This is a genomic window from Pseudomonas sp. BW16M2 (genome assembly GCF_014268865.1).
Classification (GTDB): Bacteria; Pseudomonadota; Gammaproteobacteria; order Pseudomonadales; family Pseudomonadaceae; genus Aquipseudomonas; species Aquipseudomonas peradeniyensis.
In genome coordinates this window covers 106,844-129,717 of the sequence record NZ_JABWRI010000006.1, presented here as the reverse complement: position 1 = coordinate 129,717, position 22,874 = coordinate 106,844, and the positions used below count along the sequence as shown (strand labels likewise).

The window sequence follows — 22,874 nt, the reverse complement described above, 5'->3', positions numbered from 1 at the left end:
GGACGGGTCGCTTGCGGGAAATCGGCGCGCAGTCTAGCGGATCGTACGCGCTGGTGCTGCCTTGAGCTGCTCATCGACCTGCGCGCAGCGCGGGCACAGGCAGGCCTTGTCGCGCAGCTCGGCAGGCAGGGCCTCGATCAGCGCCGGGTCGATGGCCACTTCGAAGCACCAGCAGCCTTGCGCGGCGTTGCGCGGGTCGGCCAGGCCGCACTGGTTGAGGGCGCCGCAGGCGGGGCAGCATTGAGGATCAGGCATGGTCGGGTCCGGGCATTTCGCTGCAGACGCGGTTGCGTCCGCCTTGTTTGGCACGATAGAGCGCGTGGTCGGCGCGGGTCAGCAGGCTGTGCAGGCTGTCGTCGCGCTGCAGGGCGGATAGACCGATGCTCACGGTCAGGCGCAGTGGCTGGTCGGCATGGCTGAAGGTCAGTTGCTCGGTGCGCCGGCGGATCTTTTCCGCCACCTCGATGGCCTGGCGGCCTTCGGCTTCGCGCAGCAGCACGACGAACTCCTCGCCACCCCAGCGGCAGAGTATATCGGACTGGCGCAGGCTGCTCTGCAGCACATTGGCGAACTGGCGCAGCACTTCGTCGCCGGCCAGGTGGCCATGGGTGTCGTTGAGGGTCTTGAAGTGGTCGAGGTCGATCAGCAGGGCGACCAGCGGCGCGCTGTCGCGCTGGGCTTCGATGAGCGCCTGGCCGGCCAGCAGGTCGAAACTGCGTCGATTGGGCAGGCCGGTGAGGCTGTCGAGGGTGGCCAGTGCCTCGGCGTTGTCCTGGTGCCGCTTGATCATGGCATTGAGCAGCGACAGGACCACCAGGGTGATCATGGCGCAGATCACCAGGTTCAGGTACAGCGACTGGCGGATGCGGTCCAGGGCGCCGGTTTCGCGCTTGTCCACCAGCAGGTACCAGTCCAGTTCCGGCAGCAGACGCACATTGAGGAAATGGCTGTGGCCGTCGTTGTCGGTGTACTCGTGGCTGCCGCTGGCCGGTGTCGGCATGCGTGCCAGCAGGTCCTGCCACTGGCTGCTGTCGGCCAGTTGCTGTCCGGCGCGCAGGCCATGAGGGCCGCCGTCGGAGCCGGTCAGCAGGACCTTGCCCCGGGCGTCGGTGAACAGCACCGAGCGCTGGTAGCGCCGTTGGTAGTCGTCGATCAGGCGGACCACCGATTCCACGCTCAAGCCCACGCCGGCGGCGCCGATGAAACGCTGCTGGTAGTCGAGCACGCGGTGGTTGATGAACACGGTGAGCTTGTCCTGGTTGGCCATGTCCAGGTCGACGTTGATCTCGTAGGGCTTGCTCGACTGGCGCAAGCGAAAGTACCAGGCGTCGCGCCAGGCGTCGGCCCGCACCTGCTTGAGCACGCCCTTGGCCTGGTAGTAGGTGAGGCTGCGGTCGGAGACGAAGAAGCTGGTACAGGTGGCCTGGCTGCCCATCACCGCGCCCAGGTAGCGGGTGATGCGCCCGGTGTCCTGCTCGCCGGCCAGCACCCAGTCGCGCAGGAAGGTGTCCTGGGCCATCATCGAGGCGATCAGCACCGGGCGGATCAGGTCCTTCTGGATTTCCGAGTAGACGCTGTCGGAGGTCAGCGGCAGCTCGGTATTGATGATGCCGTCGCGGATCGCCCCGCGCGAGGCGTAGTAGCCGAGCAACGAGGTGGCCAGGAAGCCGCCGGCCAGCAACAGCAGCAGGGCGAAGATCAGCGAGCGTTGCGAGAACAGGGCGGAAGGCGAGGGCATGATCGTCCCGTGAGGTGTGCCGGTGGCCACATTCTAGTGAGATGACTGAAAAATGACTGCATGTTTTTCAGGGGTATAGGACCTGTTTCAATTTGTTGCGCAAATGGCACTGAACCCTGTCGCGACGGTCTTATCCAGTGTCGACCAACAGCTTGTCGTCGACGCCCGCCAGCGCCGCTGTGCCGGGCACCCCTGCGGTCCAGGAGGCCGCCATGTACCCACGAATCCTGCTCGTCGTCCTGCTTGGACTGCTCATTTCCGGCTGCGCGCCTTACTACGAAAGCGGCGGCTACTACCGCAGCGACTACTACACCAGCGATCGCTACGTTTACCCAGGCTACTACCGTCAGGACCGCTACTATGTAGTGCCGCAGACCCGTTACTACTACCAGCCTGCGCCGCGTTACTACAGGCCGGCGCCGGTGCCGCAGTACCGACCTTATCCGGCGCCCGGCATGCAACCGCGCTGGCACGGGAATCCGCGTTACGACTATGGCAACCGCCAGCGCTACGACTACGGTCGGGATCGCGACCGCCACGACTACCGCAATGACGATCGCCGGGGCGATCGCTGGCATTCCAACGGGCAGGGCAACCGTGACCGTCGACCCGATGGGGGCCGGGGTGGCGAGCGGGGCTGGTCGCGGTGACAGGGCACTGACGTCATCCCAGTTCCGCCAACGGATGCCGCCCCTCCCAGACCTTGCTGAAGTGCGCCTCCACCACCGCCGCTGGCACCTGCGCCACATCCGGCCAGTGCCAGCGGGGAGTGTTGTCCTTGTCCAGCAGGCGGGCGCGCACCCCTTCGCTGAACTCCGGGTGACGGCAGCAGTTCAGGCTCAGGGTGTATTCCATCTGGAATACCTGCGCCAGCGAAAGGTGCCGCGCCCGACGGATCTGCTCCCACACCAGGTGCGCGGTCAGCGGGCAGCCCTCGTGCAGGCGCTGGCCCGCCGCCGCCAGCAAGGGATCGGCGTGCGTGGCCAGACCGGCCAGGGCCCGCCAGGCCGCCACCGGATCGGCCACGTCGAGCACTTCGTCGATCACCGCACGGCGCGCCAGCCACTGGCCTTGCGGCAGTTCGGCGCAGGCGCGGTGCTGCTCGGCCTTGAGCAGGCTGTTGAGCTGCAGGGCGGTCTGCTCCTGCCAGTTCAATTGCAGCAGTTCTTCGATCAGCGCCTCCTGCTGGTGCTCGCCCAGGAAACGATCGGCCAAGTCCAGGTCCAGCGCGTCGCGGGCGTTGAGCGGGGCCCCGGTCAGCCCCAGGAACAGGCCGAGCTTGCCCGGCAGGCGGGCGAGGAACCAGCTGGCGCCGACATCCGGGTACAGGCCGATGCTGATTTCCGGCATCGCCAGGCGGCTGCTGGGGGTGACGATGCGTACTGCGGCGCCTTGCAGCAGGCCCATGCCGCCGCCCAGTACATGGCCGTGGCCCCAGCACAGCAAGGGTTTGGGGTAGGTGTGCAGGCGATGGTCGAGGCGGTACTCGCTGGCGAAGAAGGTAGCGGCCAGCGGTGGCACACTACCGGGATGTTCGCGGCAGGCCTCGACCAGGGCGCGGACATCGCCGCCGGCACAGAAGGCCTTCGGCCCATTGCCGCGCAGCAGCACGCAGACGATCCCGGGGTCGCTGGCCCAGGCGTGCAGCCGTTCGTCGAGCACTTCGATCATGGGCAGCGTCAGGGCGTTGAGCGCCTTGGGCGCGTCCAGGGTGGCGATGCCGATACGGGCGCCGTCGGCGCCGGTCAGTACCTCGCATTGAATGGACATGGACTACCTCGCGCAGGTCATCCCCTCAGTATGGCCTGCCGCGGCGAAGCTGCCGGTCGTCGGTCGGATCGATTGACAAGCCGGCCCGGCTTTCCTAGTGTCGCGGCACTTTGCTTTTGGATGCCCCCATGACCGACGACGATCGCATCAAACTCGAACCCAGCTGGAAAGCCGCGCTGCGCGCCGAGTTCGACCAGCCCTACATGCAGCAGCTGCGCGAGTTCCTGCGTGCGGAGTACGCCGCCGGCAAGGAGATCTACCCACCTGGGCCGCTGATCTTCAACGCCCTGAATTCCACGCCGCTGGAGCAGGTCAAGGTGGTCATCCTTGGCCAGGACCCGTACCACGGTCCGGGCCAGGCCCATGGCCTGTGCTTCTCGGTGCAGCCGGGCATCCCCACGCCGCCGTCGCTGGTCAATATCTACAAGGAGCTGCAGCGCGACCTCAACCTGCCGATCCCCGCGCATGGCTACCTGCAGAGCTGGGCCGAGCAGGGCGTGCTGCTGCTCAACACCACCATGACCGTGGAGCGCGCCAATGCCGCGTCCCACGCGAAGAAAGGCTGGGAGTTCTTCACCGACCGGATCATCCAGGTGGTCAGCGAGCAGTGCCCGAACGTGGTGTTCCTGCTGTGGGGCGCCCATGCGCAGAGCAAGCAGAAGCTGATCGATGCCAGCAAGCACCTGGTGCTCAAATCGGTGCATCCGTCACCGCTGTCGGCCTACCGTGGGTTCTTTGGTTGCGGGCATTTCAGCCGTACCAACAGCTTCCTGGAGCAACGCGGGATGGCGCCGATCGATTGGGCGTTGCCACCGTTGTGATATGAAATCAAAGGGCCGCTTCGCGGCCCTTTGATTTCATGACCTCGCCCAGCGCCTGAACAACGGCTCGGCCAGGAACAGCACGAACAACAGCCTCATCACCTGCAACGCCGTCACCAGCGGCACGGACAGTTGCAAGGTCTCCGCCGTCAGGCTCATCTCGGCGATGCCCCCGGGCATCATCCCCAGCGTCAGCGAGCGCAGGTCCAGGTGCGTCAGCAGGCTCAACGCCCAGGCCGCGCCTGCCGCGATCAGCATGCACAGTGCCGTGGCGAGCAAGGTCCGGCCAAGGAACGACGGCGCCCGGCGGAAGAACGCACGATTGAAGTGACAGGCCAGGCCGCTACCGATCAGCCACTGGCCGATCTGGCTGGCGCCATTGGGCAAGCCGATCTGCAGGTTGCCCACCAGGCTCACGCTGGCTGCCACCAGCAACGGCCCGAACAACCAGGGATTGGGCTGGCGCAGGCGCTGCCAGAGCAGCGCCACCAGCACCCCCAGCGGCGCGATCAACGCCAGCCAGCCCCAGCTCACGCTGCCGGCATGGTTCAGCGGCACGCCATCGCCGAGCAAGAACTTGAACAGCGCCGGCACGCACAGCACCACCGCCAGCACCCGCAGGCTCTGCGCCGCGGCCACCTGGCTGAGCACCGCGCCGTTGCGCGCGCCAAGATTGACCATCTCGCCCGAGCCGCCCGGCATGCTGGCGAAGAACGCCGTGGCGCGATCTTCACCGGTGCGCCGCAGTAGCCACACGCTGATCACGCTGGAGAGGGTGGTGAACAGCGCGCCGAAGAAGATCAGCGCGAAGTGGCTGGCCACCTGCTCGATCACCGCCGGGGTGAAGTGCAGGCCGATGCCGATGCCGATGATCCATTGCCCGCATTTGCGACCATTGGGGATTTCGCTGAGCTGCCAGGGGGTCAGGCAGCGCACCAGGATGATCGCCAGCAACGAGCCGACCATCCACGGCAAGGGCCAGCCGACCTTGCTGGCGAGAAATCCGCCGGCAAGACCGACCAGCCCGGTGGCCCAGAACAGAGGCAACGACCGATCAGGCATCGGCCATGGCCCGGCGCTGCAGGGCACGTTTGCGCCAGATGCGCAGCAGCGGCAGGCTCAGCATGCACACCACCAGCACCCACACGCCCATGCTGATCGGGCTCGACCAGAGGATGCCCAGTTCACCGTTGGAGATCGACAGCGCGCGGCGCAGGTTCTGTTCCATCAGCCCGCCGAGGATGAATCCCAGCAGGATCGGCGACAGCGGGAAGTCCAGCTTGCGCAGGATGTAGCCCATGATGCCGATGCCGACCATCAGGAACAGGTCGAAGGTGGTGGCATGCACCGCGTACACGCCGATCGCGGTGATGATCGCGATCACCGGCACCAGCGCCCAGTTCGGCACGGCGAGGATGCGGGTGAAGACACGGATCATCGGCACGTTGAGGATGATCAGCATCAGGTTGGCGATGAACAGCGAGGCGATCAGGCCCCAGACGATGTCCGGCTGTTGTTCGAACAGCAGCGGGCCGGGGGTGATGTTGTACAGGGTCAGCGCGCCGATCATCACCGCGGTGGTGCCCGAGCCTGGCACGCCGAGGGTCAGCATCGGTACCAGGGCGCCGCAGCAGGAGGCGCCGATGGCGGTTTCCGGCGCGGCCAGGCCACGAGCGTCGCCCTTGCCGAACTTGCCTTTGTCGCCGGCGATGCGTTTTTCGGTCATGTAGGCCACGGCACTGGCCAGGGTCGCGCCGGCACCCGGCAATACGCCCATGAAGAAGCCCAGCAGGCCGCAACGGATGTTGACGAAGAACACCGAGGCCGCTTCCTTGAAGTTGAACAGCATGCGTCCGGTGGCCTTGACCGCCACGTGACCGTGGTGGGTCTTTTCCAGCAGCAAGAGGATCTCGCTGATGGAGAACAGGCCCAGCACCAGCACCACGAACTGGATGCCGTCTGCCAGGTGCACGCTGTCACCGGTGAAGCGGTATACGCCGCTGTTGGCGTCGATGCCCACCGCCGAGAGGAACAGGCCGATCAGCGCCGCGATGAAGGTCTTCAGTGGCTTGTCGCCGGCCATGCCGCCGAGGGCGACGATGGCGAACACCATCAGCACGAAGTACTCCGCCGGCCCGAAGGCAATCGCCCATTTCGCCAGCAACGGGGCGAACAGCACCATGCCGCAGGTGGCGATGAAGGCGCCGATGAACGAACTCCAGGCCGACAGCGACAGGGCCACGCCGGCCAGGCCCTGGCGAGCCATGGGGTAGCCGTCGAGGGTGGTCATCACGGTGGAGGCCTCGCCGGGGATGTTCAGCAGGATCGAGCTGATCCGCCCGCCGTATTCGCAGCCCAGGTATACCGCGGCCAGCAGGATCAGCGCCGACTCAGGCGGCAGGCCGAGGGCGAAGGCGATGGGGATCAGCAGGGCCACGCCGTTGATCGGGCCCAGGCCCGGCAGCAGGCCGACCACGGTGCCGATCAGGGTGCCGGTCAGGGCGGTGACCAGGTTGTATGGGCTCAGGGCGACGCCGAAGCCCTGGCCCAGGTAGCTCAAGGTATCCATGTGTCAGTTCTCCAGTACGTCGAGCAGGCCGAGGGGCAGGGGCACGTCCATCACGCGGTCGAACAGCCAGTAGAGGAACAGGCTCATGCCCACCACCACCAGGGCGCTGTGCAGCCAGCGGCCACCGTACAGGCGGGCCATGGGCACGCCGACCAGGATGGCGCTGAGGATGAAGCCCAGGGCTTCGAAGGTGCTGGCGAAGACGAGCAGCAGGCCGACGCAGGCGACGATCTTGATCAGGCTTTCACGGTCCAGTTCCGGTTCGTCGTCCTTGCGCACGATGGGCGTGGGGCGGATCGCCAGGTACAGCAGGCCCAGGCTCATCAGGCCGAGCATCAGCAGCGGGTAGGCGCGCGGGCCCACCGGTTCATAGGAGAAGGCGGCCTGGTAGGGCCAGGCCATCACGGCCAGCACGGCGCACAGCGCCAGCAGGGCCAGGGCGAAGAGGCGTTGCAGGATCATGGGAGAATCCTCGGTAATGTTCGACACGGCGCGGCCCCTTGTAGGAGCGGCCTTGTGCCGCGAAAGGGCTGCGCAGCAGCCCCAGCGATTCATGCGTTGACGCTCAGAACCTGGGGCCGCTTCGCAGCCCTTTCGCGGCACAAGGCCGCTCCTCCAGAGGGAGCTGTGTGAGTGGCTTACTGGATCAGCCCGAACTCACGGGCCAGCGCCTTGTAGTCCGCCACCTGCTTCTTCACATAGCCGTCCAGCTCCTCGCCGGTCATGGCGAACGGGAACAGCTCGCGCTGGTCACGCAGCTTGGCGAAGTCTTCCGAGGCCAGCAGCTTGTCGAACGAAGCCTTCCACCAGGCATAGTCCTCGTCGCTGACCTTTGGCCCCAGGTAGAAGCCGCGCACCACCGGCCAGACGATGTCGTAGCCCTGTTCCTTGGCGGTGGGGATGTCCTTCATCTCCGGCTCGTCCAGGCGCTTGTCGGAGAACACCGCGAGGATGCGCATGTTGCCGCTCTGGATGTGCGGCATGGAGTCGGAAATATCGGTGGAGCCGACCTGGATGTGCCCGCCCAGCAGCGCGGTGGCGATCTCGCCGCCGCCCTCGAGTGCCACGTAGCGCAGGTCGCGCGGGTTGATCCCGGCGGCCTTGGCGATCAGCGCGGTCTGCATCCAGTCCTGGCTGCCGACGGTGCCGCCGGAGCCGATCACCACCTTGCTCGGGTCTTTCTTCAACGCCGCGACCAGGTCGTCGAGGGTCTTGTAGGGCGAGTCGCTCTTCACCGCGATGGCGCCATAACTGGTGCCGACCGCCGCCAGCCACTTCACCGCGTTCTCGTCGAAGCGGCCGAACTTGCCCTGGGCCAGGTTCAGCAGCGAGCCGCTGGACCAGGCCACCAGCGTGCCGGCGTCGGCCGGGCGCTGGGCGACCACGGCGTTGTAGGCCACCGCGCCGACGCCGCCGGGCATGTAGGTCACGCGCATGGGCTTGCTGAGGATCTTCTCGTTGACCAGGGCGCTCTGCACCAGCTTGCAGGTCAGGTCGAAACCGCCGCCGGGCGAGGCCGGGGCGATGCATTCGGGGCGTTTCGGTTCGGCGGCCAGGGCGTTGCCGGCCAGCAGCAGGCAACCGGTGGCCAGGACGAGGCGGCGCAGTGAAAAGGTCATCGTCTATCTCCGTGAGCGTTGTTGTTATGGGTTACCACAGAGCCACGCTGTAGCTCACCAGCAGCCGCACCTCGTCCGCGTCGCGGGTGAAGTTGGAGCGGAAGGTGGCGTTGCGCAGGCGCACGGCGACGTTCTTCAACGGGCCGCTTTGTACCACGTACTTCAGTTCGGTGTTGCGTTCCCACTCCTTGCCCTCGCCACCGGCGGCGCGGCTGACGTTGTCGCCGCTGATGTAGCGGGTCATGAAGGTCAGGCCGGGGATGCCGAGGGCGGCGAAGTTGTAGTCGTAGCGTGCCTGCCAGGAGCGTTCGTCGGCGCCTGCGAAGTCGTTGATCTGGACGAAGTTGACCAGGTACGGGTCGGCGCCATCGACGTAGGGGAAGGCGCTGTCGCCGGACAACTGCTGCCAGGCGCCGCTGACCTTGTGCCCGCCCAGGGTGTAGCTGAGCATGCCGTTGACGGTGGTGTTGTCGATCTTGCCGGCCTTGGCCGCGCCGGCGTCGTCGCTGATCGCCAGGCGCAGGTCGGCGCCGAAGGTGCCCGGGCCCCAGGGCTGGGTGGCGAGCAGGCCGATGAAGTGCTGGCGGTAGATGTCGTCGAGCTGGGCGAAGTGGTAGCTGCCGGTGATGCGGTCGGTGAACTGGTAATCCAGGCCGCCCATGTCGAAGTTGTCGGCGCTGAAGGTGCCGCCGAAGCGGCCGTTCTTGTTGTTCAGGGCCAGGTCTTCCCAGTTGCTGTCGTCGCGGTCCTTGGCCTTTTCCAGGCGCCCGCCGGTGAAGGTCAGGCCCTTGATCTCCTTCGAGGTGACCAGGCCGCCTTCGAAGGTCTGCGGCAGGATGCGCCCGTCGTTGGGCTGCAAGGTGGGCAATTCGGGGATCAGCGTGCCGATCTTCAGCTCGGTCTGCGAGACCTTGACCTTGCCGGTGAGGCCCAGCTTGGAGTACTCGTCGGCTGCCTTGCCGTTGTCGTGGGTGGGCAGCAGGCCGGTGCCCGTGCGGTCCTTGCTGGAGTCGAGCTTGACCCCGACCATGCCCAGCGCGTCCAGGCCGAAGCCCACGGTGCCCTCGGTGTAGCCGGACTCGAAATTGAGCATGAACCCCTGGGCCCATTCGTCGCGCTTGGATTGCTGCGCGCTGGTGCCGTCGCGGAAGTCGCGGTTGAAGTACATGTTGCGGGTTTCGAAGGTGGCCGTGCTGTCTTCGAAGAAGGCGGCCTGGCTCATGGGCGCGACACCGGCAAGGGCGAAGGCGCTGGCGAGGGCGGAAGGTCTGGCGGCGAACGAACGGGTAGGCGCGAACGCCTGCGGCTGCATGGACAGCATCGTCGGTGACTCCAATTATTGTTCTTATGTGTTGCACCTTGCTGGTGCTTTTTGCGGCGCGCGGGGCGACCGTGGTGCGATGCTAGGCAACCAACCTTTCGCTAACCTTTCAGCGTGAAAGGTTTCCGGCGAGGGCTTCACAGCTCCCGCCACGGCGTTACACTCCGCGCAAAAAGCCCAGCCGAACAGGGAGAATCCGATGCGTGTGCTGCTGGTCGAAGACCATCTGCAACTGGCCGAAAGCGTGGCCCAGGCCCTCAAGAGCCAGGGCCTGACCGTGGACGTGCTGCATGACGGCGTGGCCGCCGACCTGGCCCTGGCCAGCGAGGACTACGCCGTGGCGGTGCTGGATGTCGGCCTGCCGCGGCTGGACGGCTTCGAGGTGCTGGCGCGCCTGCGCGGGCGCGGCAAGACCCTGCCGGTGCTGATGCTCACCGCCCGCAGTGATGTGAAGGACCGCGTGCATGGCCTGAACCTGGGCGCCGACGACTACCTGGCCAAGCCCTTCGAGCTGACCGAGCTGGAGGCGCGGGTCAAGGCCCTGCTGCGCCGCAGCGTGCTCGGTGGCGAGCGCCAGCAGCGCTGCGGCCCGCTGGTCTACGACCTGGATACCCGGCGCTTCAGCCTGGGCAGCGAACCGCTGACCCTGACCCAGCGCGAGCAGAGCGTGCTCGAGGCACTGATCGCCCGTCCCGGCCGGGTGATGAGCAAGGAGCAACTGGCGGCCCAGGTGTTCGGCCTCGACGAGGAAGCCAGCCCCGACGCCATCGAGATCTACATCCACCGCCTGCGCAAGAAGCTCGACGGCCACCCGGTGGCCATCGTCACCTTCCGTGGCCTGGGCTACCTGCTCGAGCACCGTGATGCGTGACAACGGCAGCCTGCGCGGGCGCTTGCTGGGCAACCTGGCGCTGCTGCTGGTGGTGCTGATGCTGGCCAGCGGCCTGAGCGCCTACTGGAACGGTCGCGAAGCCGCCGACACCGCCTATGACCGGACCCTGCTGGCGTCGGCGCGGACCATCGCCGCCGGCCTGTCACAGCGCGACGGCACCCTCAGCGCCGATGTGCCCTACGTGGCCCTGGACACCTTTGCCTACGACAGCGCCGGGCGCATCTACTACCAGGTGCTGGACATCCACCAGAAGCTGATTTCCGGCTACGAGAACCTGCCGCCCCCGCCACCGGGCACGCCGCGCACCGACGATTATCCGGCGCTGGCGCGCTTCTACAACGCCACCTACCTGGGCCAGGACGTGCGTGTGGTCAGCCTGCTCAAGGCAGTGAGTGAACCGAACATGAACGGCATGGCCGAGATCCGCGTGGCCGAGACCGAGGAGGCACGGGTGCGCATGGCCCGCGGGCTGATGGCCGACACCCTGCTGCGCCTGGGCATGCTGGCCTTTGGCGCACTGGTGATGGTGTGGTTCGCGGTGAGTGCCGCGCTGCGCCCGCTGGAGCGCTTGCGCACGGCGGTGGAGGAGCGCCAGCCGGACGACCTGCGCGCCCTGCCGGTGGTCCAGGTGCAGCGCGAGCTGGGGCCGCTGGTGCGCGGCCTCAATCACTTCACCGAGCGCTTGCGGGGGCAGTTTGAGCGCCAGGCGCAGTTCATCGCCGACGCCGCCCACGAGCTGCGCACGCCGCTGGCGGCGCTCAAGGCACGTGTCGAACTGGGGCTGCGCTCACGGGAGCCGGATGAATGGCGCAAGACCTTGGAGGCAGCGGCCCAGGGCACCGACCGGCTGACCCACCTGGCCAATCAGCTGCTGTCGTTGGCGCGGGTGGAGAACGGCGCCCGCGCCATCGCCGAGGGCGGTGCCCAGCGCCTGGACCTGAGCCAGCTGGCCCGTGAACTGGGCATGGCCATGGCGCCCCTGGCCCATGCCCGCGGTGTCGCCCTGGCGCTGGAGGCCGAGGCGCCGGTGTGGCTCAAGGGCGAGCCGACCCTGCTCAACGAGCTGCTCAGCAACCTGGTGGACAACGCCCTGGCGCACACCCCGCCCGGTGGCGATGTGGTCCTGCGGGTACTGGCGCCGGCCGTGCTCGAAGTCGAGGACGACGGGCCGGGGATTCCCGAGGACGAGCGTGAGCGGGTGTTCGAGCGTTTCTACCGACGCAGCGCCCAGGGCAGTGGGCTGGGGCTGGCCATCGTCGGCGAGATCTGCCGGGCGCACCTGGCGCAGATCAGCCTGCACGACGGCGAGCGGGGCGGGCTGAAGGTGCGGGTAAGTTTTATCGCGGATTGACGGGTTGTCCCTACAGCCCTATTCGCGGGTAAACCCGCGAAGGGGGCGGCGCAGACGGGGCTTGATCAGCGCAGCATGCTCCGCGCATCCAGCAGCTCGGCGATATCCAGCTCGGTGCCATAGGGCAGCCCCAGGTGGCGGTAGGCGGGCAGGGCGGCCAAGGGCCGGCTGCGCTCGCGCTGGCTGATGCAGCGGGCGATCTGCACGATGTCGATGTAGTCGATCTGGTCGGTGCGCCGGTCCAGGTCCTGCACCTGGCTGGGCACGTTGACCAACTGCTCGGGGAATTCCCAGGCGCTGAGGATCTTGTCGCCCAGCACCGGCTGGATCTGCTCGATCACGAAATGCAGGCAGATCGGATCGGACAGCAGCTCATTGTGCTCCTCGGCATAGATCAGTACCGGCAAGGCGCCGATCTGGTGCACCAGGCCGCCGAGGGTGGCCTGGTCGGGCTTGAGCTGGGTGTAGCGTCGGCACAGTTCATAGCTGATGCCCGCGACTTCCAGACTGTTGGCCCAGATATCCCGCAGCTTGTGTTCCACCGCCGGTGCGCGGGCATGGAAGATCTGCTCGATCACCAGGCCGATGGCCAGGTTGCAGCTGTAGTTGATGCCCAGGCGGGTGATGGCGGTGTGCAGGTCGGTGACTTCGACGGCGGCGCGCATCAGCGGGCTGTTGACCACCTTGATCAGGCGGGCCGACAGCGCGGCGTCGCGGCCGATCACCTTGCTCAGGGCGGAAACGCTGATCTCGCTGTCTTCGGCGGCTTCGCGGATGCTCAGGGCGACTTCCGGCAGCGTCGGCAGGACCAGGTCGTCCCGGTCGATGGCGGCGAGCAGTTGCGCTTGGACCTTCTCGGCCAGCTTGTTCATGGACTTCTCTACGGCAAAGGTGGTGCAGCCCCGGCATGCCGCCGGGGCGGGCTGGTCAGCGCTGGATTTCCCGGTCGCGGTCCAGTTCGTAAGGCAGGTCGAGCAGCGTCAGGCGCGGGCCTTCCAGGCTGCCCAGGTGCAGGTTGTCGTCCGCCACCGCCTCGGCGCTGAGCACGGCCAGCAGTTCGACGGCGCTGCCGGTGCTGGCCCCGATCACCACTTCGCCGACCGACGAGCCGTGGGTCGGCGAGAAGATCTCGGCACCCGGCTGGGGTACCGCTGTCTCGGCCAGCGCCAGGCGATATTGGCGGCGCTTGAGCTTGCCGAGGTACTGCATGCGGGCGACGATTTCCTGGCCGGTGTAGCAGCCTTTCTTGAAGCTCACGCCATCGACGGCCTGCAGGTTGATCATCTGCGGGATGAACAGCTCGCGGGTCGGGCCCATGACCTGGCCGATGCCGGCGCGGACCTGGCCCAGCAGCCAGTCGTTGAGCGTGCCCTCGGGCAGTGTGGCGGCGAGTTTTTCGCGAATGGCGCCAGCCTGATCGGCGGGTACCCACAGTTCGACCCGGCCGGCCGAAGCGCGGACGGCGATCAGGCCATCATGACGGGCGGTCGCGCCGGCCTCGTCCGCCACGGACAGGCCGAGCGCCTGCAGGGTGGCGTCGCCCTGCTGCAGGCCGAAGCGCGTCCAGGCGGCGCTGTCGTCGCTCAGCGTGGCCTTGGAGAACACCGCGTACTTCTTCAGGTCGGCCAGTTGCGCCTCGAGCAGCTCGCTGGCCATGGCCAGCAGGTAGCCATTGCCCTCGGGCAGGATACGGAAGCTCGACTGCATGCGGCCCTTGACCATGCAGCGGGCGCCAAGGCTCGCATGCTGGTCACTGAGGTAACCGATGTTGCAGGTCAGTTGACCTTGCAGGAACTTGCCGGCGTCGGAGCCGCGGACGGCGAGGATGCCCTCATGGGAGAGGGTACAGAAGAAAGCGGAATCGGCCATGGGTCATCGCGGTAGCTAAAGACTGGCGGCCATCATAGAACGCCGGTAACAAAATAGGTAGGTGACTAGACCAACGCCTTGTGCCGCTTCGTTCGCTGCGCGGTATACTGCGCGACCACTCGAGGAGGGCCCCATGGTCGAACAAACTGAACTCAACCGGCTTTTCTGGCACAGCCGCCGCGGCATGCTGGAACTGGACGTGCTGCTGGTACCTTTCACCCAGGATGTCTACCCGAGCCTGAGCGAAGCGGACCGCGAGCTGTATCGTCGCCTGCTGACCTGCGAGGATCAGGACATGTTCGGCTGGTTCATGGAGCGTAGCGAGTCCGAAGACCCGGAGCTGCAGCGCATGGTCCGCATCATCCTGGACCGTGTCCAGCCCAAGTGAATGCTTCGAGTGCCGTTGGCAAGGCTCGCGCCTGCTGCTGACGGCCTACCTCGCCAGCCTGGCGCTGGCACTGCTTACCCTCGCGCTGATAGCGCTGCCCGGATGGCTGTGCGGCCTGCTGGCCGTCGCCTGTCTTGCCCATGCCTGCTGGGCCGTTCCCCGGCGAATCCTGCTGATACATCCCGAGGCCATCACCGGCCTGCGCCGTGACCTGCGTGGTTGGCGTATATATAGCCGCGCCCGGGGCTGGCAGCCGGCGCGTCTGTGCTGGGATAGCGTCGCCCTGCCGACCCTGGTGGTTTTGCGGTTCGTGCCCAAGGAGCGCAGGTTCAGCCAGAGCCAGTGCATCCCCAGGGACGCACTGGATCGTGAGGCGCACCGGCGCTTGCGGGTGCGCCTGAAGTTCAGCCGGCGCCGCTGGGCCGCGCCGGACTGACCCTCAGACCCCCTGGGGGATCTCTTCGCCGCCCAGGGCTTCGAACAGCACCGGCAGGAACTCGGTGAAGGTCATCATCATCAGCTGGAAGCTGGCGTCGAACTGTTGCTGGGCCTCGTCGCCGCCATCCTGTTCGGCTTGCTCCTGCAGCAGCTCCTCGAACTTCAGGCGCTTGATCACCATCTTGTCGTCGAGCACGAACGACAGCTTGTCCTGCCAGGCCAGGGCCAGCTGGGTGACCAGCTTGCCGGTGCTCAGGTGCAGCTGGATTTCCTCGCTGGTCAGGTCCTGGCGTTTGCAGCGCACGATGCCGCCGTCCTCTGCGGTGTCGCGCAGTTCGCACTCGTCGAGGACGAAGAAACCCTCGGCGGCCTGTTGCGACTTGACCCAGTCGGTCATGGTCGCGCTCGGCGCGATCTTCACGGTGGCCGGGCGCACCGGCAGCGAGCCGATCACTTCACGCAGGGTCGACAGCAGGTCTTCGGCACGCTTGGCGCTGGCCGAGTTGACCAGGATCATGCCCAGGCGTGGGGCGATGGCGGCGAAGATCATCGAACGACGGATGAAGGCGCGCGGCAGGAAGGCCTGGATGATCTCGTCCTTGATCTGGTCGCGTTCCTTCTTATAGACCTTGCGCATCTGCTCGGTCTCGATCTCCTCGACCTTCTCCTTGACCGCGTCGTTGACCACGCTGCTGGGCAGGATGCGTTCTTCCTTACGGGCGGCGATCAGCATGAACTCGCCACTGACGTGGACCAGGGGGGCGTCCTCGCCCTTGCCGAACGGCGCGACGAAACCGTAGGTGGTCAGTTCCTGGCTGGCGCAGGGGCGGGCCGGCTTGCTGGCCAGGGCGGCCTCCAGGGCCTCGGCCTCGAACGGTACTTCCTGGGTCAGGCGATAGGACAGCAGGTTCTTGAACCACATGAGGGGGAATCTCTCCTTAATACATAAGGCGGGCATTATTCTCCGAGGGGCGGTTCCAGGCCAACCCTGTCATAGGGCCAGCAGTCCTATATGGAGGAAGAAAATCGCCGCGCAGCTAGGTCTTTGAAAGGCCTGGAAATTTTTTTCAAAAATTTTGAAAAAAGTGCTTGCCAGGGTAGGAGGTCCTCCGTAGAATGCGCGCCACACCGAGACGAAGGGTGATTAGCTCAGCCGGGAGAGCATCTGCCTTACAAGCAGAGGGTCGGCGGTTCGATCCCGTCATCACCCACCACTCGATGTATAGCGCGGCGGTAGTTCAGTCGGTTAGAATACCGGCCTGTCACGCCGGGGGTCGCGGGTTCGAGTCCCGTCCGCCGCGCCATATTTAGCTTCCAGGGCCCACTGAACACCCGGAAGCAACAGAGAAAGCGACCTTAGGGTCGCTTTTTTTGTTTCTGGCATTGCGCCAGAATGCCCCTGTCCGCCGCATGTGGCCAGCAGGCCCCGCGTCGGTTCCTATCGCAAGCCAGAGACCGATCATGCAGGATGCCAGCCTCTCCAACGCCCCCACCTATTCCACGCCACTGCTCGGTATCGACCTCGGCACCACCAACAGCCTGATTGCCGTCTGGCAGGACGGTGAAGCCCGGCTGATCCCCAATGCCGTGGGTGAAGTGCTCACCCCCTCGGTGGTCAGTGTCGATGACGACGGCTCGATCCTGGTCGGCCAGGCCGCCCGGGCGCGATTGACCACGCACCCCGAGCGCACCGCGGCGGCGTTCAAGCGCTTCATGGGTAGCGACAAGCGCTATGCGCTGGGGGAGCATCGATTCACGCCTGAAGAATTGTCGGCACTGGTGCTGGGCGCATTGAAGCAGGATGCCGAGGCGTACCTGGGCTGCGCGGTCGATGAAGCCGTGATATCGGTGCCGGCCTATTTCAGCGACGAGCAGCGCAAGCGCACGGTGTTCGCGGCTGAATTGGCCGGGCTGAAGGTCCAGCGGCTGATCAACGAGCCGACCGCCGCGGCCATGGCCTATGGCCTGCACGAGCAGAAGTTCGAGCGCACCCTGGTGTTCGACCTGGGCGGCGGCACCTTCGATGTCACCGTGCTGGAGTACGCCTTGCCGCTGATCGAGGTGCATGCTTCCACCGGCGACAATTACCTGGGCGGCGAGGATTTTACCGACGCGTTGTTGCAGGCCTGCCTGCGCGACTGGAACCTCAAGGCCGAAGAGCTTGCACCCCAGGCCCTGGCCAGCCTGCATGACGCCATCGAGCAGCTCAAGCGCGAGGCGGGCGAGGGCAGCCGCGTGCTGGACTGGCACGATGGCGTGCAGTCTCGCGAGTGGCGGCTGGACGACCTCAAGCTGCAGGCGATCTGGGCGCCCTTGCTGACCCGGGTGCGAGCGCCCATCGAACAGGCCCTGCGCGATGCCCGGTTGAGCCCGCGCGAGCTGGACAGCCTGGTGCTGGTCGGCGGCGCCACGCGCATGCCGCAGGTGCAGCAACTGGTGGCCAAGCTGTTCGGCCGTTTGCCGTACCGGCACCTGGACCCGGACACCATCGTCGCCCTCGGCGCCGCCAGCCAGGCCGCCTGCAAGGCCCGCGACGCGGCCATCGACGAATTGATCCTGACCGATGTCTGCCCCTACACCCTTGGCGTGGCCTCGTCCCGGGGCGAGGACGTCACCGGGGCGTTCTCGCCGATCATCGAGCGCAACACGGTGATCCCCACCTCGAAGGTGCAGCGCTTCTACAGCAGTCACCCGGAGCAGAAGTTCGTGCGCATCGCCGTATACCAGGGCGAGCGGCCGTGGGTGCGTGACAACATCCTGGTGGACAGTTTCGAGATCCCCTTGCAGTCGACCGGCGAGATCCAGTCACTGGACGTGCGTTTCAGCTACGACATCAACGGTCTGCTGGAAGTGGACGTGACCTTCCTCGAAAGCGGCCAGAAGCACAGCCACAGCATTGACCGCAGCCCCACCGGGCTGGATGCCGAGGCGCGCCAGGCCAGCGAGGAGCGCCTGGCGCGGCTGAAGATCCACCCGCGTGACACGTTGCCCAACCGGACCTTGCTGGCCCGTCTGGAACGGGCCTGGATGCAGAGCCTGGGCGACGAGCGCGAGCTGATCGGCAACTGGCTGGACACCTTCAACGCCGTGCTCGCCGGTCAGCAGGCCGGCGAGATCAGCCGTGAGCGCCAGGCGTTGAGCCAGGCGTTGGACGAACTGCGCTACTGACCGTTGAGCCGGCGCAAGGTGGCCTGCAGGCCACCTTCCAGTGCCGGGCCCTTGCCGGGTACCGGGCCGTAGCGGTTCGGCAGCTTGTCCCCAGGCAGGCCCAGCAGCACCAGTGACGAGAAGGGCAGCACCCGGGTCAGCAGCATCACCACCATCAGGGTCGGCACACCGTGGCCGAGATCGCGCAGGCGACGCAGGAAGCCGCTGATTGCCAATACGCTGATCGCCACCATCACGCCCGGTACATGGAGCATCAGGCTGGCGAACAAGGCGATGAGCGCGACATGCGCCGCCAGGCCGGTGCGGTTCAGGCGACTCTTGAGCTTCCAGAAGGCCCATATCGGCGCCGGTGGCTCCTTGATCTCATTGAGCAGCATGCGTTCGCTCCAGGACAGTACGGCCATGATCGCGCAGCGCAGGCCGGGATCCTGCTCGGGATCATCCTTGACCTTCTGCAGGGCGCGCAGCAACCGCGTCCTGGGTGGCGTGCACTCGCCGAGCAGGCTGCGCAGCGCATCCTGCACGTCGGTGAACGCACGGCTGTCGATGCCTTGAGTGCCAAGCACGCCGATCGGTGGCCGCCGGGGTCGGCCGTCCAGCAATGCCTGGCGCCATGCGTCGAACCAGGCCTCCTCAAGCTGTGCGGCTTCAATGCGTTGGCGCAACCGTGTGCGTTGTTGCTCGTCCAGTGATCGGTCGTGGTACAGCACCGCGCAGAACAGCAGGTAGCCCAACGGATAGTCGCTGCGCAGGGTGCCGTCGGCGTTTTCCAGGCAGGCCAGCAGTTGCTGGGCGCTTGGCAGGCGGGTGCTGTTGAGCGCCTGCTGCAGGGTCAGCAGGCGAGCCGAGATCATCGCCTGCGCAGGGTCGTGGATGTCCAGGCTGCCGAGCAACCCAATGCAGCCGTCAGGGCTGGCCAATTGTTGGCAGAGCAGGGCGTGTGCCGCGGCGAACGGGTGTTCTACCGGGTAGTGCAATTGCCCTGGCAGCACGGGATCGATCAGTGCCAGCCAGCGCGAGGGCTGCTCCAGCAGGGCAAGCATGAACAAGTGCTGGCGGTGCCAGTTCCACAGCGCGTCACCCTCGGGCATGGCCGGCAGCAGTACGCCGGTCTCGGCGAGCGTGTCCTGCAGTTGCAGGGCGAACGGCGTGGTGAACAGGCGGCGCATGTCGAATTGCGCATTCAGGGCGTGCAGGGCGTGGGCCGGGTAGACCCGCATGCGCCGCAGCCATTCGCGGCAGACCGGGCGAATGGCGTCCTCGGTCAAGGCCTCGGGCAGGACCGCCACCGGGTCGTCGCTGGCGCAGAAGTCCACCAGCACCTTGACCACCGGGGCCTGTTCAAGCCAGTGCAACTGTTGGCTGGCCTGGCGCTGGAAGCCTTCGAGGATCAGCGCGTCGAGGGCATCTTCGGCGAGCGGTTGGGCGAGCACCTGGCGCAGCAGGCCGGCTTCCCCGCGTTGCAGCGCCCAGGCCTGCCAATAGAGACGGTGCAGGTCGTGGTCCTGCGGGTCCTGCAACAGCCAGGCGAGCAGCGGCAGTTCGTCGTCGCCGTCCAGCCGCCAGTCGACGAAGGTCGCGGCGATGCCTTGCAGTTCCAGGCGCGAGGCTTCGGACCAGCGCGCCAGGGTCTGCGGGGATTGCCCGGGGCTGCCCCAGTTCTGCGCGGGGTCGTCCAGCTCGGCGGGCCAGCCGGCCGGGGTGTGCAGGCGGTCGAAGGCCTGGATCAGCAACGGCAGGCGCTGGGGCTGATGACGGGCGCAGAGGTCGATCAGCCAGCGTTCGGCCTGTGGGTGCTGGTGTTCGCGATACAGCCGCAGCCAGCAGTCCAGGGCCTGTTGCTCGGCGCCCAGGGCATCGGCCTGGCGAGCCAGCAGGTAGAGCAGGTCGGCATCGTCCGGGGCCTGTTGTTGGCGCGCCTGGAGCAGGTCGTGGAAGGTCCGGCTGGGGATGCCGGCCTGGCTGAACTGCACCAGCAGGCGTTGTACCAGGGCGGGGTCATCCGGCATGGCCAGGCAGGTATGCACGCCGGCAAACTGCTCGTATTCGAACAGTGGGCGCTGCTGGTAGCAGTACTCGAGGCTGCGGAAATACCACAGGCTTTCCATCTGTGCGCTGGCCGGCCAGTCGCGCATGCAGGCGGTGTCGAAGGGGTCGGGCTCTTCCAGGCGGTCGAGGAAAGCCTCCACTTCGTGGCGGTCGTCCAGGCGCAGCAGCTGTTCGGCCCAGCCCAGGCGCCGGGCCAGCAGGCTCGCGCAGTGGTGGGACAACGGTCCGCAGTCGCGCAGGGTGTGCAGCAGTTGCCAGCCGAGGTCGTCCAGTTCGTCCAGCGGCAACTCGTCCAGTTCGGCGATGAAGCGCTGCCAGGCTTGCGGGTCGAAGCGCAGGGACGGCTCTTCGAGCAGGGTGTGGAACTGCTTGAGTGCTGGATGGGGGGCATTTTCTTCGCGTGTTGGCTCAGCCTCGCAGGGCGCCTGCTCGCGGGCCAGGCGCAGGGCTTCCTCGTAGGCTGCCCGCAGTACCTGGAAACCTTCGGGGTCGGTTTCCGGGTGGTGCGAGGGCAGGCGGCCGCGATAGGCCAGGCGGATGGTGTCCAGGTCCTGGGTCGGTTCGATCCCCAGGCGAATCCAGCAACTCATGACCAGCAGTCCTCTTCCAGCGTGGTGGGGCGTGCGGGCTCGGGCAGGGGCATGTCCCAGGGCAGTCCGGCCAGCAGGTCATGGGCGCCGAGGCGCAGGTTGAGCACGATGCAGCGGTTCCAGTGCTCGCAGCCCTGGCGCTCGAGGTTGGCGGCCAGGGTTTCGTCGCTGCTGTCGCTGGCATTCCACAGCGCCTTGCCGAACAGGTAGCCGGCCAGGTAGCCGTCCCAGCGGTTGTAGTAATGGCGGGCGCGCAGGGCCAGGCGGTAATGCAGGTAGAGGCTCTCGTCGCGATCGATCAGGCCCTTCTTGACCCCGGCGCGCAGCAGGAAACCCATGCGCCCCAGGTCCCAGGCCCGGGTGCCGCCCGGGCCGCAGTCGGGGAAGGTGCGGGCGGCGTATTCGTGGCGGATGCGCTCGCGCGGGGGCAGGGTTTCGAGCAGGGCCTGCCACTGGCTGGGCAGGCAGCGCTGGTACTGCCAGTAGGCCTCGCTCATCTCGGTGGCGTGGCCGTTGTCGGCCATGCTCAGCATGTCCAGCAACTGGGCGCGGTTGCTGATGCCCCACCAGCGCTCGAGGTCGGTCTGGTCCTCGTCCTCGAAATAGTCGGGGGCGGTGTAGCTGGCGCCGTTGAGGGCGGCCATGGGGGCGGAGAGGGCATGCAGCCAGTGCTGCGCGGTTTCGTCCATGAAAAGGGTCCTGGAGGCGCTGGGAACTGGCCGGGATTGTATAGGAAGATGCCCGCCGGGTTGTCAGGGATAGGTCCCGAGTCGATAGGCCTCGGCCACTTCGCGGAGCACCTCGCACACCCATTGCGCCGGCAGGCTCTGGGGCAGGGCCGCATTGCGGCAGATGCCCACCGACCCGCCCGGTTCGCGCACACCGAGGTCGAGTTCGGCCAACTCGCCACGCCCGAGGTCGATCAGCACGGCGTCTCGTGGCGCCACCCAGACCGCCTCGCTGCCCAGCACATAGCGCCTGCTCAGGGCCAGCGACAGGGTTTCCAGGCGCTGCGCCGGCAGCGCAATGGCGCATTGCACGAACAGGCTGTCTGCATGCTGGCGAATGGTCGTCCCCGGTGGCGGCAGCACCAGCGGGTAATCACCGACCTGCCTGCGCTCGACGGGCCGCTGCGCCAGCAATGGATGCCCGGGCCGCACCACCAGGGTCATCGACTCGCTGTACAGGTGCTCGAACGACAGCCCCTGGATCTGCGGGCTGTCGGTCATCCGCCCGACCACCAGCTCCAGTTCCCCCAGGTGCAACTGGCCGAGCAACTGGGCGCTGGCCCCGGTCACCACGCTGATCAGCAACGCTTCATGACGCTGGTGCAGGCGGCACAGCACCTCGGGCATCAGCAGCCCTTCGACGGTCGACAGCACGCCGATGCGCACCTGCGACGGCGCCCGCGCCTCGCCGCGCACACTGCCGACCCCGTCGCGTAACGCCTGCACGCTGGGGCCGGCGTAGCGCATGAAGCGCGTGCCGGCCGGGGTCAGGGTCACGCCGTTGTGGCCACGTTCGAACAGACGTGCCTCGAGCAGCTCCTCCAGTTCCTTGAGGGTCTTGGAGATCGCCGGCTGGCTGATCGCAAGCACGTCGGCGGCCCTGGCCAGGCTGCCCTGCCGGGCAATCTCCAGGAAGCACAGCAGGTGGCGGAACTTGATGCGGGTATCGAGGTTCATGCCCGGCAGTGTATCCGTGCGGGCCAGACCTGCAACGTCTGGGTGATGTTCGTCACCGGGCGGCGGTTCCTCCCTTGCAGGCGAAGCCCTGAAGCTTTAGCGTGTGCCACTTCGATGCATGGAGCTGCGTTATGACCGCCTACCTGACCCAGGATCTGGTCCTCGAACTGGGCGATGAAACACCCGAAGACACCACCATGAACATGCTGACCTTCCGTCAGCGTGGCACCACCCTGGTGATCGCCCGCAGTCCGCTGGCGGCCGGGCAGACGCTGGAGGCGCTTTACCAGCAGCAACTGGCGCAGTTGCGTGAGCGCCTGGGGGCGGTCATCAGCGAACCGCAGCCGGTCAGCGCAGGCGTCGATCATGGCATCCACGGCCTGGAAGTCAGCCTGCAGTTCAAGCGCGGCGAAGTGGTCTCGTACCAGCGTCAGTTGGCCTACGCGCCAAGCGGGCAGGCCCGTTTCGTGGCGGTCAGCTATAGCAAGGAAACACCGCTGGAAGCGGTCGACCTCGCCCATTGGGAAGCCATCAAGGCAGGCTTGCGGCTGAACTGATTACCCGCGGCAAGAGCCGGGCACTGGCCGGGGGCATGCCCCGGCAGGC

Annotated in this window: 22 protein-coding genes and 2 tRNA genes; 10 read left to right on the top strand and 14 right to left on the bottom strand. The window is 66.8% G+C overall.

What is annotated here, in order from left to right:
* Positions 1 to 33: 33 nt before the first annotated feature.
* Positions 34 to 255, bottom strand: coding sequence for a cysteine-rich CWC family protein (locus HU735_RS08205; RefSeq protein ID WP_186713091.1), 222 nt, complete (start codon positions 253 to 255; stop codon positions 34 to 36).
* Positions 248 to 1,738 (bottom strand): diguanylate cyclase, encoded by a 1,491-nt coding sequence (locus HU735_RS08200; RefSeq protein WP_186713090.1) that lies wholly within the window; start codon positions 1,736 to 1,738, stop codon positions 248 to 250. The genes HU735_RS08205 and HU735_RS08200 overlap by 8 nt, the downstream gene beginning before the upstream one ends.
* Before the next feature lie 212 nt (positions 1,739 to 1,950).
* Between HU735_RS08200 and HU735_RS08195 the strand changes: the two genes are divergently transcribed.
* Positions 1,951 to 2,388 (top strand): hypothetical protein, encoded by a 438-nt coding sequence (locus tag HU735_RS08195; protein WP_186713089.1) that lies wholly within the window; start codon positions 1,951 to 1,953, stop codon positions 2,386 to 2,388.
* A gap of 13 nt (positions 2,389 to 2,401) precedes the next feature.
* Here the strand turns inward: HU735_RS08195 and HU735_RS08190 are convergent, their stop codons facing one another.
* Complete coding sequence (locus HU735_RS08190) at positions 2,402 to 3,508, bottom strand: enoyl-CoA hydratase/isomerase family protein (RefSeq protein ID WP_186713088.1); 1,107 nt, start codon at positions 3,506 to 3,508, stop codon at positions 2,402 to 2,404.
* A 128-nt stretch (positions 3,509 to 3,636) separates the two neighbouring features.
* On the opposite strand from HU735_RS08190, the gene ung reads away from it, so the two are divergent.
* Positions 3,637 to 4,329, top strand: a complete 693-nt coding sequence (gene ung, locus HU735_RS08185; protein ID WP_050703957.1) for a uracil-DNA glycosylase — start codon at positions 3,637 to 3,639, stop codon at positions 4,327 to 4,329.
* A 36-nt stretch (positions 4,330 to 4,365) separates the two neighbouring features.
* Here the strand turns inward: ung and HU735_RS08180 are convergent, their stop codons facing one another.
* The 5 genes from HU735_RS08180 to HU735_RS08160 form a co-directional block, all read right to left on the bottom strand.
* The gene (locus HU735_RS08180; RefSeq protein WP_186713087.1) at positions 4,366 to 5,391 is read right to left on the bottom strand and encodes an AbrB family transcriptional regulator; all 1,026 of its coding nucleotides are present in this window, start codon (positions 5,389 to 5,391) and stop codon (positions 4,366 to 4,368) included.
* A complete protein-coding gene (locus HU735_RS08175; protein WP_186713086.1) occupies positions 5,384 to 6,898 on the bottom strand; it encodes a tripartite tricarboxylate transporter permease in 1,515 nt (504 codons plus the stop codon). The genes HU735_RS08180 and HU735_RS08175 overlap by 8 nt, the downstream gene beginning before the upstream one ends.
* A gap of 3 nt (positions 6,899 to 6,901) precedes the next feature.
* Positions 6,902 to 7,360 (bottom strand): tripartite tricarboxylate transporter TctB family protein, encoded by a 459-nt coding sequence (locus tag HU735_RS08170; protein ID WP_186713085.1) that lies wholly within the window; start codon positions 7,358 to 7,360, stop codon positions 6,902 to 6,904.
* Positions 7,361 to 7,536: 176 nt separating this feature from the next.
* A complete protein-coding gene (locus tag HU735_RS08165) occupies positions 7,537 to 8,517 on the bottom strand; it encodes a tripartite tricarboxylate transporter substrate binding protein (RefSeq protein ID WP_028690165.1) in 981 nt (326 codons plus the stop codon).
* 31 nt (positions 8,518 to 8,548) lie between these two features.
* Positions 8,549 to 9,838, bottom strand: a complete 1,290-nt coding sequence (locus HU735_RS08160) for an OprD family porin (RefSeq protein WP_186713084.1) — start codon at positions 9,836 to 9,838, stop codon at positions 8,549 to 8,551.
* Between the two features lie 199 nt (positions 9,839 to 10,037).
* On the opposite strand from HU735_RS08160, the gene HU735_RS08155 reads away from it, so the two are divergent.
* On the top strand, positions 10,038 to 10,709 hold the full coding sequence (locus HU735_RS08155; protein WP_028690163.1) for a response regulator: 672 nt from the start codon (positions 10,038 to 10,040) through the stop codon (positions 10,707 to 10,709).
* Positions 10,702 to 12,081 (top strand): sensor histidine kinase, encoded by a 1,380-nt coding sequence (locus HU735_RS08150; protein ID WP_096048587.1) that lies wholly within the window; start codon positions 10,702 to 10,704, stop codon positions 12,079 to 12,081. Before HU735_RS08155 ends, HU735_RS08150 begins: the two co-directional genes overlap by 8 nt.
* 65 nt (positions 12,082 to 12,146) lie before the next feature.
* On the opposite strand, the gene HU735_RS08145 is transcribed toward HU735_RS08150, so the two are convergent.
* Both HU735_RS08145 and HU735_RS08140 read right to left on the bottom strand, forming a co-directional pair.
* Entirely contained in the window at positions 12,147 to 12,953 is an 807-nt protein-coding gene (locus HU735_RS08145; protein WP_050703963.1) for an HDOD domain-containing protein, read from the bottom strand.
* A 55-nt stretch (positions 12,954 to 13,008) separates the two neighbouring features.
* Complete coding sequence (locus HU735_RS08140) at positions 13,009 to 13,950, bottom strand: folate-binding protein YgfZ (protein WP_186713083.1); 942 nt, start codon at positions 13,948 to 13,950, stop codon at positions 13,009 to 13,011.
* Between the two features lie 133 nt (positions 13,951 to 14,083).
* Between HU735_RS08140 and HU735_RS08135 the strand changes: the two genes are divergently transcribed.
* Both HU735_RS08135 and HU735_RS08130 read left to right on the top strand, forming a co-directional pair.
* Complete coding sequence (locus tag HU735_RS08135; RefSeq protein ID WP_186713082.1) at positions 14,084 to 14,338, top strand: succinate dehydrogenase assembly factor 2; 255 nt, start codon at positions 14,084 to 14,086, stop codon at positions 14,336 to 14,338.
* Positions 14,322 to 14,774 carry a protein YgfX gene (locus HU735_RS08130; RefSeq protein ID WP_186713081.1) on the top strand — a complete coding sequence of 151 codons (453 nt, stop codon included), beginning with the start codon at positions 14,322 to 14,324 and terminating at the stop codon, positions 14,772 to 14,774. Before HU735_RS08135 ends, HU735_RS08130 begins: the two co-directional genes overlap by 17 nt.
* A gap of 3 nt (positions 14,775 to 14,777) precedes the next feature.
* Here the strand turns inward: HU735_RS08130 and rdgC are convergent, their stop codons facing one another.
* On the bottom strand, positions 14,778 to 15,698 hold the full coding sequence (gene rdgC, locus HU735_RS08125) for a recombination-associated protein RdgC (RefSeq protein WP_028690157.1): 921 nt from the start codon (positions 15,696 to 15,698) through the stop codon (positions 14,778 to 14,780).
* A 216-nt stretch (positions 15,699 to 15,914) separates the two neighbouring features.
* Between rdgC and HU735_RS08120 the strand changes: the two genes are divergently transcribed.
* The 3 genes from HU735_RS08120 to HU735_RS08110 all read left to right on the top strand — a co-directional run bounded on the left by HU735_RS08120 (position 15,915) and on the right by HU735_RS08110 (position 17,944).
* A tRNA-Val gene (locus HU735_RS08120) sits at positions 15,915 to 15,990 on the top strand.
* A 13-nt stretch (positions 15,991 to 16,003) separates the two neighbouring features.
* Positions 16,004 to 16,080, top strand: a tRNA-Asp gene (locus HU735_RS08115).
* Between the two features lie 157 nt (positions 16,081 to 16,237).
* The gene (locus tag HU735_RS08110; protein ID WP_186713080.1) at positions 16,238 to 17,944 is read left to right on the top strand and encodes a molecular chaperone HscC; all 1,707 of its coding nucleotides are present in this window, start codon (positions 16,238 to 16,240) and stop codon (positions 17,942 to 17,944) included.
* Here HU735_RS08110 and HU735_RS08105 read toward each other — a convergent pair.
* From HU735_RS08105 to pcaQ, 3 genes are all read right to left on the bottom strand, one after another.
* Positions 17,938 to 20,583: a molecular chaperone DnaJ gene (locus HU735_RS08105; protein WP_186713079.1), complete on the bottom strand. Its 2,646-nt coding sequence runs from the start codon at positions 20,581 to 20,583 to the stop codon at positions 17,938 to 17,940. The two genes, HU735_RS08110 and HU735_RS08105, sit on opposite strands and share 7 nt — an antisense overlap.
* Positions 20,580 to 21,272: a DUF1266 domain-containing protein gene (locus HU735_RS08100; RefSeq protein WP_186713078.1), complete on the bottom strand. Its 693-nt coding sequence runs from the start codon at positions 21,270 to 21,272 to the stop codon at positions 20,580 to 20,582. The genes HU735_RS08105 and HU735_RS08100 overlap by 4 nt, the downstream gene beginning before the upstream one ends.
* Positions 21,273 to 21,335: 63 nt before the next feature.
* Complete coding sequence (pcaQ, locus tag HU735_RS08095) at positions 21,336 to 22,268, bottom strand: pca operon transcription factor PcaQ (protein ID WP_186713077.1); 933 nt, start codon at positions 22,266 to 22,268, stop codon at positions 21,336 to 21,338.
* A gap of 131 nt (positions 22,269 to 22,399) precedes the next feature.
* Between pcaQ and HU735_RS08090 the strand changes: the two genes are divergently transcribed.
* Entirely contained in the window at positions 22,400 to 22,825 is a 426-nt protein-coding gene (locus HU735_RS08090; protein ID WP_186713076.1) for a DcrB-related protein, read from the top strand.
* The last annotated feature ends 49 nt before the right edge of the window (positions 22,826 to 22,874 follow it).